Annotated in this window: 16 protein-coding genes and 1 other annotated feature; of the genes, 1 reads left to right on the plus strand and 15 read right to left on the minus strand. The window is 39.9% G+C overall.

Annotated elements, in window-relative coordinates; translation table 11 throughout:
• Nucleotides 1-64: 64 nt before the first annotated feature.
• From grpE to lepA, 5 genes are all read right to left on the minus strand, one after another.
• The gene (gene grpE, locus PQ456_RS15710) at nt 65-670 is read right to left on the minus strand and encodes a nucleotide exchange factor GrpE (protein WP_273613130.1); all 606 of its coding nucleotides are present in this window, start codon (nt 668-670) and stop codon (nt 65-67) included.
• 64 nt (nt 671-734) lie between these two features.
• Nucleotides 735-1766, minus strand: a complete 1032-nt coding sequence (gene hrcA / locus PQ456_RS15715; protein WP_204823218.1) for a heat-inducible transcriptional repressor HrcA — start codon at nt 1764-1766, stop codon at nt 735-737.
• 187 nt (nt 1767-1953) lie between these two features.
• Complete coding sequence (locus tag PQ456_RS15720; protein WP_204823217.1) at nt 1954-2424, minus strand: N-acetyltransferase; 471 nt, start codon at nt 2422-2424, stop codon at nt 1954-1956.
• 568 nt (nt 2425-2992) lie between these two features.
• On the minus strand, nt 2993-4183 hold the full coding sequence (gene hemW / locus PQ456_RS15725) for a radical SAM family heme chaperone HemW (RefSeq protein WP_273613131.1): 1191 nt from the start codon (nt 4181-4183) through the stop codon (nt 2993-2995).
• A 419-nt stretch (nt 4184-4602) separates the two neighbouring features.
• Entirely contained in the window at nt 4603-6417 is a 1815-nt protein-coding gene (lepA, locus tag PQ456_RS15730; RefSeq protein ID WP_273613132.1) for a translation elongation factor 4, read from the minus strand.
• 221 nt (nt 6418-6638) lie between these two features.
• Here lepA and rpsT point away from each other — a divergent pair, with 221 nt between their 5' ends.
• Nucleotides 6639-6911: a 30S ribosomal protein S20 gene (gene rpsT / locus PQ456_RS15735; protein ID WP_204823214.1), complete on the plus strand. Its 273-nt coding sequence runs from the start codon at nt 6639-6641 to the stop codon at nt 6909-6911.
• A 196-nt stretch (nt 6912-7107) separates the two neighbouring features.
• On the opposite strand, the gene holA is transcribed toward rpsT, so the two are convergent.
• From holA to PQ456_RS15785, 10 genes are all read right to left on the minus strand, one after another.
• Nucleotides 7108-8127 carry a DNA polymerase III subunit delta gene (gene holA, locus PQ456_RS15740; RefSeq protein ID WP_273613133.1) on the minus strand — a complete coding sequence of 340 codons (1020 nt, stop codon included), beginning with the start codon at nt 8125-8127 and terminating at the stop codon, nt 7108-7110.
• A gap of 117 nt (nt 8128-8244) precedes the next feature.
• Entirely contained in the window at nt 8245-9654 is a 1410-nt protein-coding gene (locus PQ456_RS15745) for a hypothetical protein (RefSeq protein WP_273613134.1), read from the minus strand.
• On the minus strand, nt 9651-10199 hold the full coding sequence (locus tag PQ456_RS15750; RefSeq protein WP_204823211.1) for an RNA polymerase sigma factor: 549 nt from the start codon (nt 10197-10199) through the stop codon (nt 9651-9653). Before PQ456_RS15750 ends, PQ456_RS15745 begins: the two co-directional genes overlap by 4 nt.
• Before the next feature lie 314 nt (nt 10200-10513).
• Complete coding sequence (locus PQ456_RS15755; protein ID WP_273613135.1) at nt 10514-13264, minus strand: DNA internalization-related competence protein ComEC/Rec2; 2751 nt, start codon at nt 13262-13264, stop codon at nt 10514-10516.
• Nucleotides 13265-13521: 257 nt separating this feature from the next.
• Nucleotides 13522-14025: a deoxycytidylate deaminase gene (locus tag PQ456_RS15760; RefSeq protein ID WP_273613136.1), complete on the minus strand. Its 504-nt coding sequence runs from the start codon at nt 14023-14025 to the stop codon at nt 13522-13524.
• 21 nt (nt 14026-14046) lie between these two features.
• Nucleotides 14047-14670 (minus strand): ComEA family DNA-binding protein, encoded by a 624-nt coding sequence (locus PQ456_RS15765; RefSeq protein ID WP_273613137.1) that lies wholly within the window; start codon nt 14668-14670, stop codon nt 14047-14049.
• A 141-nt stretch (nt 14671-14811) separates the two neighbouring features.
• Complete coding sequence (gene leuS / locus PQ456_RS15770) at nt 14812-17253, minus strand: leucine--tRNA ligase (RefSeq protein ID WP_273613138.1); 2442 nt, start codon at nt 17251-17253, stop codon at nt 14812-14814.
• A 116-nt stretch (nt 17254-17369) separates the two neighbouring features.
• Nucleotides 17370-17652: a binding site (T-box leader), on the minus strand.
• A gap of 57 nt (nt 17653-17709) precedes the next feature.
• Complete coding sequence (locus PQ456_RS15775) at nt 17710-18969, minus strand: MFS transporter (RefSeq protein WP_273613139.1); 1260 nt, start codon at nt 18967-18969, stop codon at nt 17710-17712.
• A 42-nt stretch (nt 18970-19011) separates the two neighbouring features.
• The gene (locus PQ456_RS15780) at nt 19012-20499 is read right to left on the minus strand and encodes an FGGY-family carbohydrate kinase (protein WP_273613140.1); all 1488 of its coding nucleotides are present in this window, start codon (nt 20497-20499) and stop codon (nt 19012-19014) included.
• A complete protein-coding gene (locus PQ456_RS15785) occupies nt 20471-21499 on the minus strand; it encodes a 2-hydroxyacid dehydrogenase (RefSeq protein ID WP_273613141.1) in 1029 nt (342 codons plus the stop codon). The genes PQ456_RS15780 and PQ456_RS15785 overlap by 29 nt, the downstream gene beginning before the upstream one ends.
• Nucleotides 21500-21580 lie beyond the last annotated feature (81 nt).

Below are 21580 nucleotides of genomic sequence, written 5' to 3' on the forward strand. Positions count from 1 at the left end.
TATATTTTTAAAAGTTGTTGTAATCATACATTCAGCAATAATACATCTTAAAGAAAAAGTTGTATTAGCTACTTACTTTAACCATTGCCGGGCGAAGTACTTTATCTTTCAGTACATAACCTTTTTGCAATTCTTCAACAACGATACCTTCTTCATGCTCATCAGACTCGACTTGCATCACAGCCTGGTGAAGTTCAGGGTTGAATGGTTGCCCTACAGCGTCCATTTGTGTCAAGCCTGCTCCTTTAAGCACTTCGTCCAACTGACGGAAGATCATATCAATACCTTTGTTAAATGATTCTAGTTCAGGGCTTTCCGGCTTAGTCGCCATAGCGCGTCCAAAGTTATCAACAACCGGAATCAACTCGGTAATCAATTGCTCGGAAGCATATTTCGCCAAGTTTTCTTTTTCCTTTTGTGTACGGCGACGGAAATTATCAAAATCCGCTTGAGCACGTAGAACACGTTGTGTCTGCTCTTCTAGTTGTGCCTGTACACGTTCTAATTCAGCTTTGGATACCATTTCATCTGATCCAGTATCGGCTGTTGTAGAACCTTCTGTTGCTTCAGGAGCAGGTACTTCGCTCTCTACAGCTTCAGTTTCTGTATGATTAACCGGGATTTCTTGCTCCGATTGATTATTTTCTTGAAAGGATTGCTCTTTATTCAAGATTGTTCACCTCCTTAAAATACGTTAATAACAGATTATTATATTTATATTGAAATAGTATCTACTAGCGATACCAATGATTCAAAATTTTAGTCATATCACGAGACAATACATTTAGAATACCGATTACTTTAGCATATTCCATTCGTGTAGGTCCCAGTATACCAATCGTTCCTAACGATTCGCCGTTCACTTCATAAGTGGCTGTAATTAGACTACAATTTTCAAAAGCCTCATGTCTATTCTCTGTACCTATACGTACTTGAATACCATTTGGTGCCGAAGCTTCGGTAATTATTTTGGAGAGTGTTGGAGTTTCTTCGAGTAGATCAAGAATACTTTTCACTTTATCCATATCTTTAAATTCCGGTTGAATCAGCATATTGGTAGCACCGCTCAAAAAAATCTTCTGTTCTTGATCCTGATCAAAAGCAGCATTGAGTGTACTCATCACTTCTTCATAATGATTCATATGGCGCTGCATCTCTTCTCCAATTTCTGAAAAGATACGTGATTTTAGTTTATACAGAGGAACGCCGATCAATTTGCTATTCAGTAAATTGACTACCTGTTCTAATTCAGAAACAGCGACACCTTCTGGAATACGAATTTTACGGTTTTCTACTTGTCCGGTATTTGTCACTATAATCGCTAGCGCTGTCTGGTCATCCAGTGAGATTAACTGAAAATGACGTAATGATGTATTAAACACTTCAGGCCCTAATAGAATCGAAGTATAGTTTGTCATATGCGACAAAACCATAGCAGCATGCTGTATAACCTGCTCTGCGGCTGTTAATTTCTCCGTAAAAAATTGTTTGAGTTCTTTTACATCTGAAGCGCCGATCGGTTGAAAAGGAGTCAGATGATCCACATAATAACGATATCCTTTATGAGAAGGAATACGTCCAGCTGAAGTATGCGGCTGTTCTAGAAAACCTAACTCTTCTAGATCCGCCATTTCATTCCGAATCGTAGCCGGGCTGTATTGCACATCGCCACGTTTGGATATACTGCGGGACCCGACAGGCTCTGCCGAACGAATATAATCATCCACGATCGCATTTAGAATCATCTTTTGACGCTCGGTTAACATGTAGTTCCCTCCTTCTAATCATATCCAGTTTGATCTTGAATTTGATGTAACACTTTTGCTTATCGTTAGCACTCAATCAACATGAGTGCTAACGACTAATACAAAAATACCAAACTGACTCGATTATTGTCAAGTTAGTTTGGCTGTTTTTTAATATATATTTAATTATATGGCTATACTTTTTGATTTATACAGCAATAACTTTCAAAACAGCGATTTCATCACAACAATGTTGTTTGGGGCAGTGAACGCAATCTGTCCATACTTTTTCAGGAAAAATGCTAGTATCTACGACTTCAAATCCATTCTTTTTGAAAAAAGAAACTTCATACGTCAAAGCCATCACTTTAGGAAGTTTTCTAGCAGCAGCATGTTCAAGTAGTGTATCTACTAACTTGGAACCTATACCCTGCCCTTTATGACCATCTGAAATACCCAAAGAACGGATTTCAACAAGGTCTTTACCTAATTGACAAAGTGATCCACAACCGACCAACTCGTTATCAATCTCAGCGACGACAAAATGTTTCAATTGACGTTGCAACGCCTCACGTGAACGCGGAAGCATAATCCCTTGCTCGGCATAACCTGCAATCATTTGATACAGTGGTTCGACATCTTCCAGTACTGCTGCTCTACAAGTCACTACGGCAGGCATTTTGCTTTCCTCCTCATAAGGTGATGCGGATCTATTGAGACTATTTAATCATTTGATCTAATCCGTATACCATTTATGTTTGTATTTTTAATTTGAAATGTTTATTTAAAAATCGCTTTTTATTTAATAGATCATTGGAATTGTAAACTGTCCTCATATACTTCAATATTTAATCTTATAAGTGAATACGTATAAATATACATTAAGATGAATGATATTTCAATAGATTTTTAGAAGAAATTTATATTATTTTTATCGGATAATGACATTGCTTTTGATTATAGTTTTTTTGATTTACCATAAAAATTTTAGCTTTACATTCATATTCTCTATATCAATGAGCTGATCTATCGGTATTTTCTGTTGATGCTTGTTTATATATAGATCACTTTTATGTTATACGCTTTAGATTGCACGATATATTAGTTACCATTTAACCAAATTCGCATTAATTATTCATGTAATTGCATAATTTCGGTTTTATTTAGCTGTTTATTATCGATTTTTATGTAAAATACAAACAAAAAACCTGAAGAATTGCTCTTCAGGTTTTTACTATATCGTTATATTATTGAGCAGTTTCTGCTTCGTGCACTAGACTGCCTACAAATTCTCCAAAAACATCGTTACCGAATAACAGCCCTTTTTCGCTTAATTTATAACCTGCTGTTGTCGGTTCAATTAAAGCTAACCGTAATAATTTTTCAATTTGCGGACGGAAAATATCATCTAACTGTGCTCCATCAAATTGACGTACAAAGCGTTCTTTGGATACTCCATCTAACAAGCGCAAGCCTACCATCATAAAGTCTTCCATTGCTTCTTCGCGATCTACTTCAAACTGTTCTAATCGCGGTAAGCCTTTCATTGCGGCTTCATTGTAAGGATTTACACCTTTGATATTCATATGACGCTTCCCGCCAACATACCCGTGCGCTCCTGCGCCAAGCCCATAATAATCTTCATTATGCCAGTAAGTGGTATTATGACGACTGCTATAGCCCGGTTTGGCAAAATTACTGATCTCGTACTGCTCGTAACCTGCTTTTTTCATGCGTTCCATCAGAAGAAGGTACATATTCAATTCATCATCTTCATCTGGTAATGGAAGTTGATTTTTTTGGAACATTGTATGGAATAGTGTATTTTCTTCAACTTTCAAGCTATAAATCGAATAATGAGGCAAATCTAACTCTAACGCACGATCAATACTGTATGACAGCATATCTAAAGTCTGATTCGGTAAACCAAACATCAAATCGATTGATAAGTTATTTAAGCCTACTTTACGTGCATTTTCCAGACTACGATATACGTCATCAATATTATGGATACGCCCAATCCCTGTTAATAGCTCATTTTGAAATGCTTGTACGCCAAAACTTACACGATTGACTCCGCCAGCTTTCATAATTGCCATTTTTTCCAGATCGGTTGTACCCGGATTCGCTTCCATTGTAAATTCGATATTTTTAGACCAATTTGGAAAATGCTTGCGAATACTTTGTAAAAAGTATTCCATTTCGTCGTTTTTGAGAACAGTTGGTGTACCTCCACCAACAAAAATCGTATCAATAACCCCAGGTGGAGTCTGTTGTACTGTATATTCCATCTCACGTTCCAACGCCCGTAAATAATCCATTACTGGCTGATCTTTGAGAACATAAGAATTAAAGTCGCAGTAAAAGCACTTATTCGTGCAAAAAGGAATGTGCATATAGATCGCACGGGGCGCGTCGCTGTGTACATTGCTATTCATGACTCTTTTTCCTCCCCGTTTGTGGATAGTAGTGTTGCTAATACGTTTCATAGTGACAAGCACTTATACTGGCATGTGCTTATAATACCAAGCGCTGATAGTAAGATATTTTGCTTTGCAAAAATCATTTTGGATTGAACTTGGTCGCACTTATACTGCCAAGTGCTAGGACAAAAGGGAAAGCCTTGCGGCTCTCCCCGAATGATCCTAGTATTGCAATTATCGTAGTACAAGATTAGAAGAAGTACTTATAGTGCCAAGCGCTGAACGTAAGATATTTTGCTTTGCAAAAATCATTGTTGGATTGGACTAGAAGAAGTCGCGCTTATGGTGCCAAGCGCTAATCGTAAGATATTTTGCTTTGCAAAAATCATTGTTGGATTGGATTAGAAGAAGTCGCGCTTATGGTGCCAAGCGCTTTAATCATCGATTTTTAGTACTGCCATAAATGCTTCTTGAGGCACTTCGACATTACCGACTTGTTTCATCCGTTTTTTACCTTCTTTTTGCTTGTCTAGCAATTTACGTTTACGAGAAATGTCACCGCCATAACATTTAGCCAATACGTTTTTACGCATCGCTTTAACCGTTTCGCGGGCAACAACTTTGGTTCCGACAGATGCTTGGATAGGAATCTCAAACATTTGACGCGGAATCAATTCACGTAATTTTTCACAAATAATCCGTCCGCGATGATATGCACGTTCGCGGTGAACGATAAAGGATAGTGCATCGACTTGTTCGCCGTTAAGCAAAATATCCATTTTCGCCAGATTCGATTTGCGGTATCCAGACACTTCATAATCAAACGAAGCATACCCTTTAGTACTGGATTTCAATTGGTCAAAGAAGTCATAAACGATCTCAGACAAAGGCACTTGATACGTAATCGTTACACGAGTGGTATCCAGATATTCCATGTTTATAAATTCGCCACGCTTATTCTGACACAATTCCATAACTGTACCTACATAATCGTTCGGTACGATAATAGATGCTTTGACATAAGGCTCTTCTACATATTCGATCTTGCCCACTTCTGGATAGTTCGAAGGGTTGTCGATCGTCATGACATCGCCGTTAGTCAATGTTACTTTGTAAATAACACTTGGAGCGGTTGTAATCAAAGGAATATTGAACTCACGCTCAATACGCTCTTGAATAACATCCATATGAAGCAGTCCTAAGAATCCGCAACGGAAACCAAAGCCAAGTGCACTTGAAGATTCAGGCTCAAAGCTGAGCGAGGCATCATTCAATTGCAATTTCTCTAAAGCTTCACGGAGATCGATATAATCGGAAGATTCGATAGGATACAGTCCGCAATATACCATTGGATTGATTTTGCGATAACCTGGTAAAGGTTCTGGTGTTGGATTCTTAGCATCAGTGACCGTATCACCGACACTGGTATCGCCAACGGTTTTGATCCCCGCTACAATAAATCCTACATCCCCTACGTTCAATTCATCGACAATCGCCATCCGTGGCATGAATGCCCCTACTTCAATAACTTCAAATTCTTTACCTGTTGCCATCATTTTAATTTTGGAACCGGATTTGATTTTGCCATCAATAACACGAATATAGACAATAACGCCTTTATACGGATCATAATGAGAATCAAAAATCAATGCTTTAAGCGGCTTATTCGGATCTCCTGTAGGTGCAGGTACTTTTTGTACCACTTGCTCCAAGATTTCCTTAATACCGATTCCTGCTTTGGCAGAAGCCAGTACAGCGTCGCTTGCATCCAGTCCAATAACATCTTCGACTTCTTGCTTCACCCGTTCAGGATCAGCACTTGGAAGATCGATTTTGTTGATGACTGGCAAAATTTCTAGATTGTTATCTAATGCCAAATAAACGTTAGCTAACGTCTGAGCTTCGATACCTTGCGCCGCATCAACGACAAGCAAAGCGCCTTCACAGGCTGCTAGACTACGAGATACTTCATACGTAAAATCGACGTGTCCCGGTGTATCAATCAGATTCAGCAGATATTCCACACCATCATCTGCTTTGTACACAAGACGAACGGCTTGTAATTTGATCGTGATTCCACGTTCACGTTCCAAGTCCATTTGATCGAGTACTTGTGCTTGCATCTCACGCGAAGTGAGCGCGCCTGTATATTCCAAAATACGGTCAGCCAAAGTGGATTTACCGTGGTCTATATGCGCAATGATTGAAAAATTACGAATTTTTTGTTGTCTTACTGACATATCAGTCATGCCTTACCCCCAACACAAGCCTGAAATATACTGCTGATTATTGAAAAAAATCAACAATCCCATTAATCCGTTTATTATAGCAGTTGAGCGATTTTACAGCAATCCCACATCTGAAATATCATTGCTTATAGTCAATAATGGTATTGCATTTGCCTAGGGTACATGATAGAATATTTAAAGTTGTGAAGAATACGTATATGCTCTACAGGAGGTGAATGTAATTGCCTAACATTAAATCCGCGGTGAAACGTGTAAAAACTAGTGAAAAACGTCGTGCGTTGAACGCTTCTCAGAAGTCTGCTCTTCGTACAACAGTTAAAGCTGCTGATACTGCACTTGTGAATACTGATGTAGAAGCTGCAAAAGCTGCTGTAATCGCTGCTTCCAAGAAGCTTGATAAAGCTGCTACTAAAGGTCTTGTCCACAAAAATGCGGCTGCTCGCAAAAAATCCCGTTTGGCTAAAAAACTAAACGCGATTTCTAGCCAAGGCTAAATTTCGTGCAACAGATGATTGAATGTATTCATCATCTGCATATGATAAACCCCTGCTTCGGCCATTCCGAACAGGGGTTTATTTTGTTGCTTTGAAGTCACAAAAAAAGGCTTACCCACAGATGATAGATTGCGGGTAAGCCTTTTTTATTTATTTTGGTATATATTATTTTTATACATTGCTTATGCAACGCATCTCAAGCTCCCAAACGTAACAAAAACATTTCCAGCCCCAATACTTTATCGATCGCTCCTGTTTTCATCTGATAATCCAATCTGGCTAGATGTGCCAAAATCGAGCGTAATTTCTGACTATCGAATTTGCGAGCCTGTTCACCGGCTAACTTCACTACATACGGATGCAGACTTAATTGAGAAGCCATCTGCTGTTGCGAATAATTCTGCCCTGCTAATTCTTTAACTTGCAACATAATTCGGAATTGACGAGCAATCAGAGCGGCAATTTTAATCGGCTCTTCACGTTGTTTTAGTAAATCATAGAAAATAGTCAAAGCTTGCTCTAAGCGAACAGCAGCAATCTGCTCGACTAATGCAAATACATTTTGCTCTGTACTGCGTGCAACAAGGTGATGCACATCTTCTACTGTGATTGTACCGCCTTTGCCTGCGTGTAGACACAGCTTATCCATCTCTGCCGCTAAAATACCCAATCCTGTCCCTGCAGACTGTACAAGTGCCTCTGCGGCGGTTGTAGAACATTCACATTCTAACTTTTTAGCATGACGGATCAACCATTGTAACAATTCGTCTGCACCCATTGGTTGGAACGGTAAAAGGCAAGCTGATGATGATTTGAGCGCTTTGACTATTTTTTTACGCTCATCTAACTTTTCACCCTGTACCCAGAAAATAATAATACTGTAATCAGCAGGATGTTCCATATATTTAAGTAACGAATCGATACGATGTTCGATTTTGGTATCTTTGCCTGCTGTCAGCACAGAAGAATCTTTCACAATCATTAATTTGCGCGGCACCATAAAAGGAATCTCTTCTGCTTCTTCAATTACCGTTTCCAGCGGTGTATCTGCAAGATCGTACTGAGCCAAAGCAAAGTCTTTATGTTCAGGTTCGATCAGTTGAGCTGTCGCAAAATCAATAAATTCACGAATACGATATTTTTCATTGCCATAGCATACATAAATAGCGGCTGGCTGATTATTTTTAATATCTTTACTTGCTGTTTTTAAGTCCATACTCCGTCCCCCCAAGTTCGTCCTTTTTATTTTAACGGAAAAAGGAGCATACGACAAAGAACTTTCCAACATACTCGGAAAGTTCTTTGTTTACACTTGTTATCACGTACATCGATATTACTGAAGTCCGGCTGTAGAAAGTTTATACCATTTGGTTTTGCCTTCTTTAGCTACTTGATAATTAAATGTTTTGCCATCTTTGGTCCATTGACCGTTTAACCACGTACCATCAATTGTAGCTGTAGCCACGACAGTGCGACCATTAATATTGTTTTTGGATAAGCTATCGAGTCGCAACGTATTCGATGTGGTTAACACCACGGCAAATGATGAACTCGGAGATACCCACTCTTGTTCTTGTTGTATCGTATTCGTACTAAATGAACGAACTTTGCTATCATCTTTGGCTTTAGAATCAGCTTCCGGTGCTAGACTATACGTTTTAGGTTTGGCATCATTATTGGATGCCTCAGGCGTAGTGCCAGAAGCATTGTCTTTAGATGCTGAACTATCTTTGGATGAACTATCATCTGTACTTGCTTTTGGTGCTACTGGAGATGATGATTCATCGTTATTTGCAGTACTTGGGGTAGTGCTGTCTGTTGATTTGGAACTGTTGGAAGAACTGCTATCTGCTGTTCCTTCATCTGTCCCTGTTGCAGGAGATGATTCGCTCGTACCACTACTATCTGTATCTGGTGCGATTTGTTGCTCTCTCATCAACTGATCTTCATTGTTGCTTGTACCATTGCCTGAACTCGGCGGACTTGATTCTGGTGCAGTCTGGGAACTTGCTGGCGGATTGCCTCCCTTGTTGCCTGAAGAAGGAGTGCTTTCCTGGCTAGTGCCTGTACCTGTATCAGGAGTCGATTTATCCGGCGTTGTTGGTTGTTGATCTAATGTTCCACTTCCACTGTCAGGTGTTACTTTTTGTGATTCTTCAGACTGTGGTTGTGTGTTCGTTTCAGGTGAAGTTGTTGATTCAGGCGTATTGGTTGCAGGTGCTTGTAAGGTAGCATCTTGTTCAGCTTTCGATTTCGCTGCGCCTGTTTCTTGATCTTTGGTCTGTTGCTCCATACTTATCGCAGACGGTGCTGGTCCTGCATCTGAAAGTGTTTTGGGTTCATAAGTTGCAATCGAAACTCCAAGAATAACACCAGCAGCAACCAGTCCACCAATCGTTCGTACTGGCAAGCGATCTCGCCATGAACTGCGCTGTCTACGACGTTCTGTAAATTCATCTTGTTTCTCATGTTGCGGTTCCATAATGCCAATATCAGAAGCAATCTCAGCACGACGTTCGGCATCGATATCATCTAAAGTAGGTAATATAGAATCGACTAGACTAAATTTGGGTTTGACATCAGGTAATTTCTCAAGCTGTAAAGATAAAGCGCTCATTATTCGAAATGTATCCGCATCATCAGGATTATTATCGATATGGCGGAACAGGATATCAGCATCTTCCTCGCTTAGATCACCGTCCAAATAGCGGTTCATCCATTCTTCCGCTACTTCACGTTTCATCCAGTCACTCCTCCTTTCTCATAATCTGCAAGCAGACTCTGTAATTGTTGACGGGCACGAAACAAATACGATTTCACAGTATTCAATGGCAAATCAAGACAATCTGCTATTTCGTTATAGGATAAATCTTGAATATAACGGAGTACAATAACGGTTCGGTGATGCTCCGGTAATTGATTGATCGCTTCACGTACATCTTCTGATGTATAAGCACGCATAACATCGTGTTCTACATTATCGCGACCTTCAAAAACCATCTCATGCTCATCAATCGAGACCGTCGGCTTGCTACGTCTAAATTTATCAATACATACATTTGTTACGATTCGTTGTACCCATGTTTTGAATTGTGCTTTTTCTTCATAGGAACCGATTTTGGTATAAATACGGATCAAAGCTTCCTGAGCCGCGTCTAGAGCATCTTGTTCATTATTTAAAATGTAATATGCCGTTTTGTAGACATGATGTTCTATCTCTCTTAATAGGGTGATTAGAGCATCCCGGTCTCCCGCTTGGGCGGCCTTGATGAGTCCCTGCTCCACCACGGAGGATCCCCCTCTCCTTACAACTATTCAGACGCAATCTATTGCCTAATAGTTGCAGTTATTTTCAAATTAATTTTAATGTTTTGATTCATTTGAATAATTAGTGGTCTACGCGCTTTATCTTGCATTGCTGGAAGATGTGAACTCTGTTGTTATAAAGACTTACCCTATGTAGGATTCATCCGAATCGAATGCACAGATGTAAACGGTTCAAGACTGTATTTAGAATAACAGAAACACTTGTATTCGTCATCCCGACAGCGGAGATGAATACAAATACAAGTGTATACATTAGCTTATCTACAATACAAGTATTATGGTAAAGGATACATGACCCGCTGTAACATTTCTCCATCTGGATGTACTTGAATCTGTATTTCTCCTTGCAGATCGGTTCGGGCGACTTCTGAATCTACCTGTTCTATTCGCTCTAGTACTTCTTCTGTAGGATGACCATATGTATTGGTAGCTCCTACAGAAATAACAGATAGAGCAGGTTGCCAGTACTGTAGCCATTCACTGGAAGAAGACGTTTTGCTACCATGATGTCCAATTTTGAGTACATCAATAGGAAAAGTAGACTCCGCTAATGATGCTGTAAAAACGGAATTATTTTTAAAAGTAGAAGATTGTTGAAGCTGATATAAAATCCCTTGTTCTTCTGCTTGATCTGCATCTCCTGTAAACAAAAAATGACGTTGATTCATCGTAAGTAAAAAAACGACAGAATAATGATTTTGATTTTCTTCGCGTGGTAATCCTTTGGTATAGGTAGATGTTGCATTCCTTTGATTCGGCGTTTCCGGAGCTAAAAAGGTTAACGTTGTCTGATCATCTATCTGTAATTCACTACCCGGTATAGGTGCAATCAAAGGAATCTGTTGATCCAGTATAGTCTTCATTAAAGGATTGAGACTGTCTCCATCCGGTAAAGTACCATTAAAAATAAAATGATGTACAGGAATCTGTTCGATAACAGCTTGCAATCCTCCTGCATGATCATGATCACCATGAGTTAAAAGTACAGCATCTAAATGATGTATCCCTCGTTTTTTCAATAATGGCACAAGTAACTTGTTGCCGATCTCGTATGGATTCTTTCGTTTTCTCCATTCTTGTCCAAGACGTTCAAATGTCATCGTTCCGCCACCATCTACTAGTATCTGTTTTCCTTGTGGCGTAGTAATCAAAATGCTATCTCCTTGTCCGACATCTAAATACTGGACTGTTCCTGCTCCTGAAGTGATAGGTTGAGTATATCCATACACAATTAAACCCATCATGACTAAGCCACTTGCACAACAAGCTATATACCTACGCTTCATCCATGGAGATATATAAGAGATAGTATGCCAACTAGATTGTATTTTACGCACAAATCCCAAAGAAGATTGAACATGATAACTACTATATTTATTAAAATGATTTGCTACAAAAAGACGTTGATCTAACGGCTGAGTGTAAGCCTCTTGCTGATTAGTGGTATCACCATTTTTCAAAGAAAGATGCACAGATTGTTCGCGAAATTGCCACTGCATTATATGTTGTAGACAACGCAAACCTGTATACAGCATTACATAATATAACAAGATCCATAGGATAGACGGTGAATACCAGATTGTTAACATTCCGGGTACGATATCGATCCAATCTACCAGATGAAATGTCCATGTATTAATCCATGAGATCACATTGCCTAAGCTATTCGCTACTGGCAACCACAGATAACTAAGAGCAAGTACAAGCGACCCAGCAGGCAATACAATCAAACTTACAATTGGAACAAGAATAAAATTAGCAACCGATGATAAAATCGAAAACTGATTAAAATAATAAATCGTTAAAGGAAACGAAATCATCTGAGCTACCCATGTTACTGCTAACGCTCCTGCCCATTTGGGTGGTAGCTTCTGAAGCAACGGTTGAACTAACGGCACAAAAATAACTAATCCAGCAGTCACGATAAAAGATAATTGAAAACTAACATTCAGTAAATAATAAGGTTCATATAACAACATTCCTATACAAGCAGCACATAATATATGTAATCCATCTTTGAGTATTCCACGACTAAGCGCATATAGACCAATCATTCCCATTATTCCTGCACGAACCGCTGAAGGAGAAGCACCTGTTAATAACACATAAATAGGCAGTAACACTATGACAATTAAGCAAGCCCGTTCTTTGGTGATCTTCATCTGACGCAATAACCACAACAAAATCGCTGTATAAATCGCTACATGCAGACCGGATATAGCAAGAATATGAGTTAATCCTTGTCTGGAAAAAGAAGCAAATGTCTCGGGATCAAGGTCACCGGAATCACCTATCAATAACCCTTTCATATATCCACGATCATGATCATCAAATAGCATATCAATTCGCGCTCCCAAATTAGCTCGAACTTGATCGTTATAACGTAATAATTTCCATGTCCACATCGTTATTTGAGATAAAGGTACAGTTGTCTGTGTTAGCGATGTTGCTCCTTTGGCGCTAATAATCCAGTGGACATATTGAGTACGTAGATAATGACGATAATCAAATGTATTAAAATTACGAGCTTCTCCAGGCACTTTCCATATCCCTTGAATCTTTACATGGTCTCCACGTTGCCATAAAGCTACTGTCTGTAATTCTGCTTCAGTTGCTAATTTCAGTTGAATTCTTACCTTTTCTGGTGTAGTAAGTGATTGATTTTCTTGTAATTGATATATATTCATAAAAAAAGTAACCAGATCTCCATCGACTTTGATCGGACTGGCAATTATACCTTTACCTTGCACCGGCTGGTCGATCATCTGTGACTCTTGGAGTTGAAGTGTAGCCGGAATATCACTACTATTACGTACTTCATTCCAGTGCCAGTAGATTGACGCAATCAACATTACAGAGCCAAGTATAAGTATAGAACGTTGAACCTGCGGAAATATCAGATACGCTGAAAATAAAATCAAACTTAGTCCGCTCAATACCCACCAGATATATTCGCTTGTTAGACAAGCGATCATGCTTCCTCCAACCCATACCACGCATAAAGCAACCAGTGGACGTGTTTGCAATACTTCTCTCTCCGTTCTTATTTGTTTTTCGAAAAAGAAATCAATCGTTCTATATGATTATGATGTGATGCAACAGGCATTCTATTCTTGAGAATGGCTATTCTATGCTCTATATTCATCTTGCCCTCTACGCAAAAAAAAGAACCATTACCTTACTAAGCCACGTCCATCTTCTACAGATGTTGTGTACTTACAAGATAATGGTTCTTCCATATATCGTTCCCTATTTGCGATGAGGGCAGATGAATCGTATGAGATTAGCTGATTACTGTGGTATCAGGTGGTGGATTGTAATGATCCAACTGACGGAAAATAATACCTTTTTGCTGCATCATAGCTGTAACTTTGCGCGTATCTTTAGGATAAGGACGATAATACACGATCTCAACAATACCACTATTGGCTAACATATTTGCACATGTCCAACAAGGCTCATCGGTAACATATACGACCGAACCTTCGCGGTCAGCACGATCGGTAAAAAGGAGTAAATTCTGTTCAGCGTGAATCGTACGGATACAACGTTGCTTTTTGACCATTGTTTCCACACCATCTACTTTGACCAGTTCTACTTCTTCTGAGATCATACAACCATCTTCAGAACAGTCAGGTACACCCATTGGTGCTCCATTATAAGCGGTACCGAGTAACTTTTTACCTTGTACCAGTACTGAACCAACATGGCGACGTGGACATCGTGAACGTGTCGAGACCATATGAGCAATATCCATAAAATACGTATCCCAATCTTTACGTACCACTCTTACTCCCCCTTACATCCCCTAAAGCTGTACATAAGGCAATATCTTGGCTAACATTTTGCTACCGATTCCTTTTACATTATCCAGTTCATTCACACTGCGAAAAGCGCCATGCGTATTGCGATAATCAATAATCGCTTGTGCTTTCTTTTCTCCAATACCCGGCAATTCAGTTAGTTCAGACAGACTCGCATGGTTAATACTAATCTTGCCATCCTGTGTGCGGGCTGATGGTGCTGGATTTGTAGCAACAGTCTCGGTATTCGATGATGTTGAACTTGTAGACTCTGATGTTGCGATCGGAGTCTTGATCGATGGTTGCTGACTTGTAGAAGCAGTTTCAGTAACGACCGTATCTTTGGCTTTGGCTACCTCGACTACCTTCTCTTTAGGAGAATCTGTTGCTGATGAGGTTTCACCTTTGGAGCGATCTGTCTGATCTGTTGTTGCTTTGGATGTAGATTCATCCAAAGTCGAACTTGGTGTTGTCGTTACTACCTGATCTTCTACAAGTGAAGCTTGTGCTTGTTCATGTAAAGCTGTCCATTTGGTTTCTTGATCGCTGGATTGTAAAGTTCCAAACACAATCAATCCTGTTCCAAGCACCGCGGAGACTACCGCTGTCCACATGATATCCCGTCTCATAATGACACCTCTGCCGTCGGGATTCCAGTACATTACCGGAATCCCGGTAATAGACTCCCATCGCATAGGAGGTTAAACGATGTTACTTTTGTACGTTCAGATCAAACAATACATATATTAGCTATATCAATCGGTCAGTGATTAGTTAGCAACAATATTAACTAATTTGCCCGGTACAGCAATTACTTTACGAACTGTTTTGCCTTCAATCGCTTGTTGAACTGCTTCTAAGGATAGTGCAGATTCTTCCATCGCTTTGGCATCCAGATCTTTAGCAATTTTGTTACGTTGTACAATTTTACCATTGACTTGAATAACAATTTCTACTTCAGATTCAGTTGTCCATTGCTCATCAAATGTAGGCCATTCTACATACGTAATACTTCCTTCGTGACCCAGACGAGCCCATAGTTCTTCTGCAATATGTGGAGCAAGAGGAGATAACAATTGTACGAATTTCTCCATTAGATCACGTGGCAATACGTCTGTTTTGTAAGCATCATTCACAAAGATCATCAACTGACTAATCGCTGTATTGAAACGAAGTCCGTCTAAGTCTTCTGTTACTTTTTTGATCGTTTTGTGAGCTGTACGTTTGAATGCTTCATCGCCTTCACCGTCTGTGATTTTGGCATTCAATTGTCCTTCATCTGTAATAAATAGACGCCATACACGAGATAAGAAGCGATACATGCCTTCTACACCATTTTCATTCCAAGGCTTCGTTGCTTCAAGTGGTCCCATAAACATTTCATATAAACGTAATGTATCTGCACCATATTCGCTAACGATATCATCTGGATTAATAACATTACCACGAGATTTACTCATTTTCTCATTGTTATTACCTAGAATCATCCCTTGATTGACAAGCTTTTGGAAAGGTTCTTTGGTATCGACTACACCGATATCGTATAGCACTTTATGCCAGAAACGAGCATACAATAAGTGAAGTACAGCATGTTCTACTCCACCGATATATAGATCGACAGGCAACCATTCTTTTTGTTTCTCTGGTGAACACAAAGCATCATCATTATGTGGATCAATATAACGCAAGTAATACCAGCAACTACCTGCCCACTGTGGCATCGTGTTTGTTTCACGACGTGCTTTCATCCCTGTTTCTGGATCGATCGTTTCTACCCAGTCAGTGATATTAGCTAGTGGTGATTCTCCTGTACCCGAAGGTTTGATCTGATCGATATCAGGAAGCAATAAAGGTAATTCTGATTCAGGAACAGTCTTCATCGTTCCATCTTCTAAATGCAAAATAGGAATAGGCTCTCCCCAGTACCGTTGACGGCTAAACAACCAGTCGCGTAGACGATACGTAACTTTACCTTGTCCCTTACCATTTTCCTCAAGCCATGCAATCATTTTGGCAATCGCATCTGTTGTATTTAATCCATTTAAGAAATCAGAATTCACATGTTCGCCTTCGCCTGTATACACTTCTTCTTGTACACTGCCTCCAGCTACTACTTCTTTAATTTCCAAATCGAATTTTTTCGCAAATTCCCAGTCACGAGCATCATGTGCAGGAACCGCCATAATAGCGCCTGTACCGTAACCTGCAAGTACATAATCAGCGATCCAGATTGGTAATTTCTCGCCACTTGCTGGATTAATTGCATAAGCACCTGTAAATACACCTGTTTTGTCTTTTGCTAAATCTGTACGTTCTAGATCACTCTTATGTGTTGCTTGATCTTGATACGCTTTGACAGCATCTTTTTGCTCAGGTGTTGTAATCACATCGACTAACTCGTGTTCAGGAGCCAATACGCAATATGTTGCACCAAATAAAGTATCTGCACGTGTTGTAAATACGGTTAGATTTTTATCGGTTCCTTCAATATCAAAATGCACTTCTGCACCGACAGATTTGCCGATCCAGTTACGCTGCATATCTTTGATACTTTCGGTCCAATCCAATTCTTCCAAATCGTCCAAAAGACGCTCTGCGTATTCTGTAATACGTAGTACCCATTGACGCATCGGTTTGCGGACAACCGGATGTCCTCCGCGTTCACTTTTGCCATCAATAACTTCTTCATTCGCAAGTACTGTTCCTAAAGCTTCACACCAGTTCACAGCGACTTCATCTACATAAGCAAGCCCTTTGTTATACAATTGGATAAAGATCCATTGTGTCCATTTGTAGTACTGTGGGTCAGTTGTGCTGATCTCACGATCCCAATCATAAGAAAATCCTAGTGATTTAATTTGACGGCGGAAATTATCGATATTTTTGAATGTAATATCACGTGGGTGTTCGCCTGTATCCATTGCGTATTGTTCTGCTGGTAGACCAAACGCATCCCATCCCATCGGATGAAGTACATTAAAACCACGCATACGCTTGTAGCGAGACACGATATCTGTAGCTGTATATCCTTCAGGATGCCCTACATGCAGACCTGCTCCAGATGGATAAGGAAACATATCCAATGCATAAAATTTCGGTTTACCTGGTTCTTCTTGTGTTTTGAATGTTTTGTGTTGATCCCAATATCCTTGCCACTTCGGTTCGATCTGCTGTGGATGATAACCAGGTTGAGTTGTTTTTGAATCTGTCATCAATGTGTCCTCCTTCGATCTTAACGATCGTGTGTGTCTGTCGTATACCTGTATTTCATTCATAGCTTACTGCTCATATGCGACAAAAAAACCTCTCATCCATAGCGCATAATATCGCTAGGGACGAGAGGTTGTGTCTCGCGGTACCACCCTAGTTAGTGAACAAGCATACTTTGCTATCCACTCACTTAGTTGCCTGATAACGGTAGGAAGCCGATGTCGTTCAGAAATAGGATAACTACGCTGACTATGTACTGATAAAAATAACAGCGTATTCCAATATTCTTGCAACATATCTCCAAGGCGAGTTCATATCAGCATCATATCGACTTGCACCACCCGTCGACTCTCTATCATTACATGCTTACTAATATTACTATTCCTTTTCACTGAGCATTGTATTATAAAATATAACAATAGCTCTATTTTAAAAAATTCGCCCTGGAAAGTCAATGATTACGCAATATTCTCTTGTACTTTACGTTTACCGGCTACTTTAGCAGCATCTTCTTCTGGAGTTGTAATAAACTTGGTAATAATCGCGCTGATAAAGTAAAGAATCGCGAATACCCATACCACTCCTTCTGCACCGATCACACCGATAAAAGCAAATGCGATAGCAGGAGCAATAAACGCCGATAAACCAGCACCTAGATTGACGATAGACATCGCAGGGCCTTTGTTGCCTCCTGCTACGGATGGAGCAAGTGCTGCAATAGGAACATAGCCCGCTAACAATCCACCCCAGATAAATCCAACAATCGTGGTGATCCACAAGTTACCGTTTGTCCATTCAGGGACATAGAACAATAATAATGTGAAAATACCACAACCTACTCCACCGAACCACATTACGGTCTGTCTCCAACCAAATTTATCACCAATAATACCGAATAATAAATTAAACACGATATTTCCTAAAAAGATCGTTCCCCAGATGTTCAACCATGTACCTGTTGCGATTCCGTATTGTGCCATATGTAATGGTAAAAATACAGGGAATCCGTAAGAACCTACGCTATTAATAACCCGTACAATACCGCTTAATCCAACTTTGGGATGGGTTTTGACGATCGTTAATCCTTTACCCAATTCGCGTAACGTTTCACGAGCGTTGCCTGCTTTTTTGGGTAAACGGTCACGATTGATCAACAGAGCAAAAATAGCACCGATTCCAGCAAGCACAACAGCACTCCATAACGTCTGCATATATCCTAGATTTTTGATCGCATAACTGGAATAATATGCACCTAATACAAACATCCCGCCTGAGTAGGCTACCCAGAACCAGCCAATTGCTGTACTTAATTTGTGCTCAGGACTACGATAAGTTACCCATGTTAAAAAAGAATAAGCAAACAATGGATACCCAAATCCTTTAACCGCATACGTTAATAACATAATAGGATAATTTAGATCGGTTATACCAAAAGCGATAAAAGCAGATGTACCGATTACATAAGCGATAAATCCAATGAACATTGATTTTTTGGCTCCAAATGCTTCTAAAAATACGCCAGAAAACCATGACGCAATTGCTAGTGTAATACCATATACCGTAAATAAAAGACTGGCATCCTGCACGCTAAGCCCTCGTTCTACCAGATAAGGGCTTAACCAACCTGCTTCTAATCCATCTCCCATCATAAAAATCAATACTCCGAGATATCCCCATACTAATGTTTTGGGAATCCCTATACGATCTAATACGTTCATGACATACACTCCTTTTTCAACTTTACTGGTAAGCTACTGTTCTCAAATACTACTTTCAGATGAAGAAGTCGTTGTCGCAGACTCCGCTAATTGTAATTGTGCAAAAAAGAGCTGCGCCTTATGCCATTGTTGGTAATCTTTTTGCAATGCCTCAGAAGATTGTGGTTGAAATGTAGTGATCTGTTCTGTCTGAGTAGACTGTATATCCAAAGCTTCATTACAGATATAAGCTGCTCCTACAATCGAAGCATGTTCAAATCCTGTGCGGATACGGATTTCTTTACCTAATAGATCAGCAATACTTTGAATAAGTGTACGGCTCTGTAGTCCTCCTCCACATGCCCAAATATACGGACGATCCAGCAAGACCACCTGTGCCAATTGATCGAAATTCACTTTGATAGAAAAAGCAATCTCGTGTAATGCTGATCTGACAAAATGAGCCCGGCTTAATTGATCTGACAGCGGAGCATCGAATAGAAATCCGCCACGTACCCGCGCATTTTTGGCAGAAGATAAATAAGAACCTAATGCTGCTACACATTGACTTTCTTCCAGTTCATTCATCTCTTGCTCCATCATGGCGTATCCTTCATTGGGATAGAAAATAGATTGCAATTTCTGATAGTTCAGACCGGTGATACCTGGATTCGTTTCGATCAAAAATTGATGTGGTGTTGTATACGCATTAATCCAAGCTTGTGCTGATTTATCTGTTGTAAATGTATCTGTAATCTTAGCGATAGGTGTAGTTGTACCGGATACAATAACAATATCTTCTGCTCCTGCACCTGTACTATGGATAGCCAATTGCGTATCCCCGCCACCTACGATAACAGGTGTATCTACAGGCAAGTTCAATTCTGCTGCTGTACCCGATGTTAATGTCCCGAGCACGCTACCTGAAGGTATTAATGAAGGCAACACTGTTGGTGCAATGCCAAAGGTGTGACACATTTCTGTAGACCAATCACTATGTTCTACATTATAGAGAAGAGTCTCACATGCTTGAGACGGTTCGTAACTTAACACACCACTAAGCGCATACGTTACCCAATCGCTAATACTGGTAAAACGATTCAATCGTTGATACTGCTGAGGATGACGCTCCCGTAATCCGACTAATTTCATTGCTGAAAATAAAGCAGACGGTGCTCTGCCTGTGATCGGATAAATAGAAGCTTGGTCGCTATAGTGTTCTTCCCACTCACGTCCCCGATTATCAATATTCGGTAATCCTAGATAAGATTCACCTGCTTCATCAATCAGTACGATACCTTGACGCTGGCTCGTTGAAGTGACAGCGATAATCTGAATATCAGGAACGTTAGATAGTGCTACTTTAGCAAGCCCTGCAATCTGTTCCCACAGTACTTCCGGTATAAAATGACGTGCATCTGGATACTGATTGTCATTGTGATACAAAATATCAGCTCGCTCAATCGACAATACGTTACCGTTGATATCGACAACAGCTACACGAGCATTACCGGTACCGATATCAAAGACTAGATAGGCTTGTTGTGTCATCGTTAATATCCTCCAAAATCGCTTTATTATAAAGTACTTTCACTGCGGTGTTATGATGCTCAAACCACTCTATGAGTGCCGTATTCATAATTTCTACATGATGATCTTCAACTTCATAAGTGGCACCTGCTAAATGTGGAATTGCTAAAACATTTGGCAATGAAATCAGTTCATAATCTTTAGGAAGTGGCGGTTCTTGATCAAACACATCGATAATCGCTCCACGAATCTGATTTTGTTGTAATTGTTCAACCAGTGCATGATGATCTACTACTACAGAACGGGCAGTATTTACAAAAATGGCGTCTTTTTTCATTGATTGCAATAATTCTGTACCGATTAATCCTTTGGTATCTTCGGTTACAGGTAAATGAATCGATACAATATCGCTTGTAGCAAATAACTCAGCTAACGATACTTTTTGATCACGCGGATCAGGGCTGGTTACATAGGGATCGTAATAACGAATATCACAAGGGAAGCTCCGTAGTATGCCTGCTGTACGCTGGGCCACTGCTCCAAAACCAACCATACCGACTGTTTTGCCAGCCAGTTCATTGCCTTTAAACTTGAGATAAGCAGTTAAGCTACCACTTTGCCATTCCCCTGCTTCTAACCATTGACTGGATGAAATAATACTGCGTAAAAAGGTAATTAGACTACCGACTACCATTTCAGCTACAGCTTGTGCATTACGTGCTGGCGTATAGAAAACAGGAATACGACGATCTGTAGCTACAGGTACATCTACATTAGAAGGAGTTCCTCGACAGACACCGATAAATTGCAATTGAGGTACAGCTTTAATCACCTTTTCAGTAATTTGATCCAATTCTGCAATAATCGCATCTGCTCCGGTTGATTGTAATAAAGAGATTAATTCATCTTCTTGATAAGCTTGCCCATGATCTTTCCAGCAACGGTAAATGACTTCTCCAAACGTATCTGCTAGTTGTTGACGACCTTGCTCATGATAAGGGGCAGTAATTAATATTTTCATTATTCAATCTCCTTTGGTACACTTAGGTGCAGTGTTATTTAAGTGAAGCTTTAAAGTAAGAAAGTGACTTGATATAGAGAG

Source organism: Paenibacillus kyungheensis (assembly GCF_028606985.1).
Lineage (GTDB): Bacteria > Bacillota > Bacilli > Paenibacillales > Paenibacillaceae > Saccharibacillus > Saccharibacillus kyungheensis.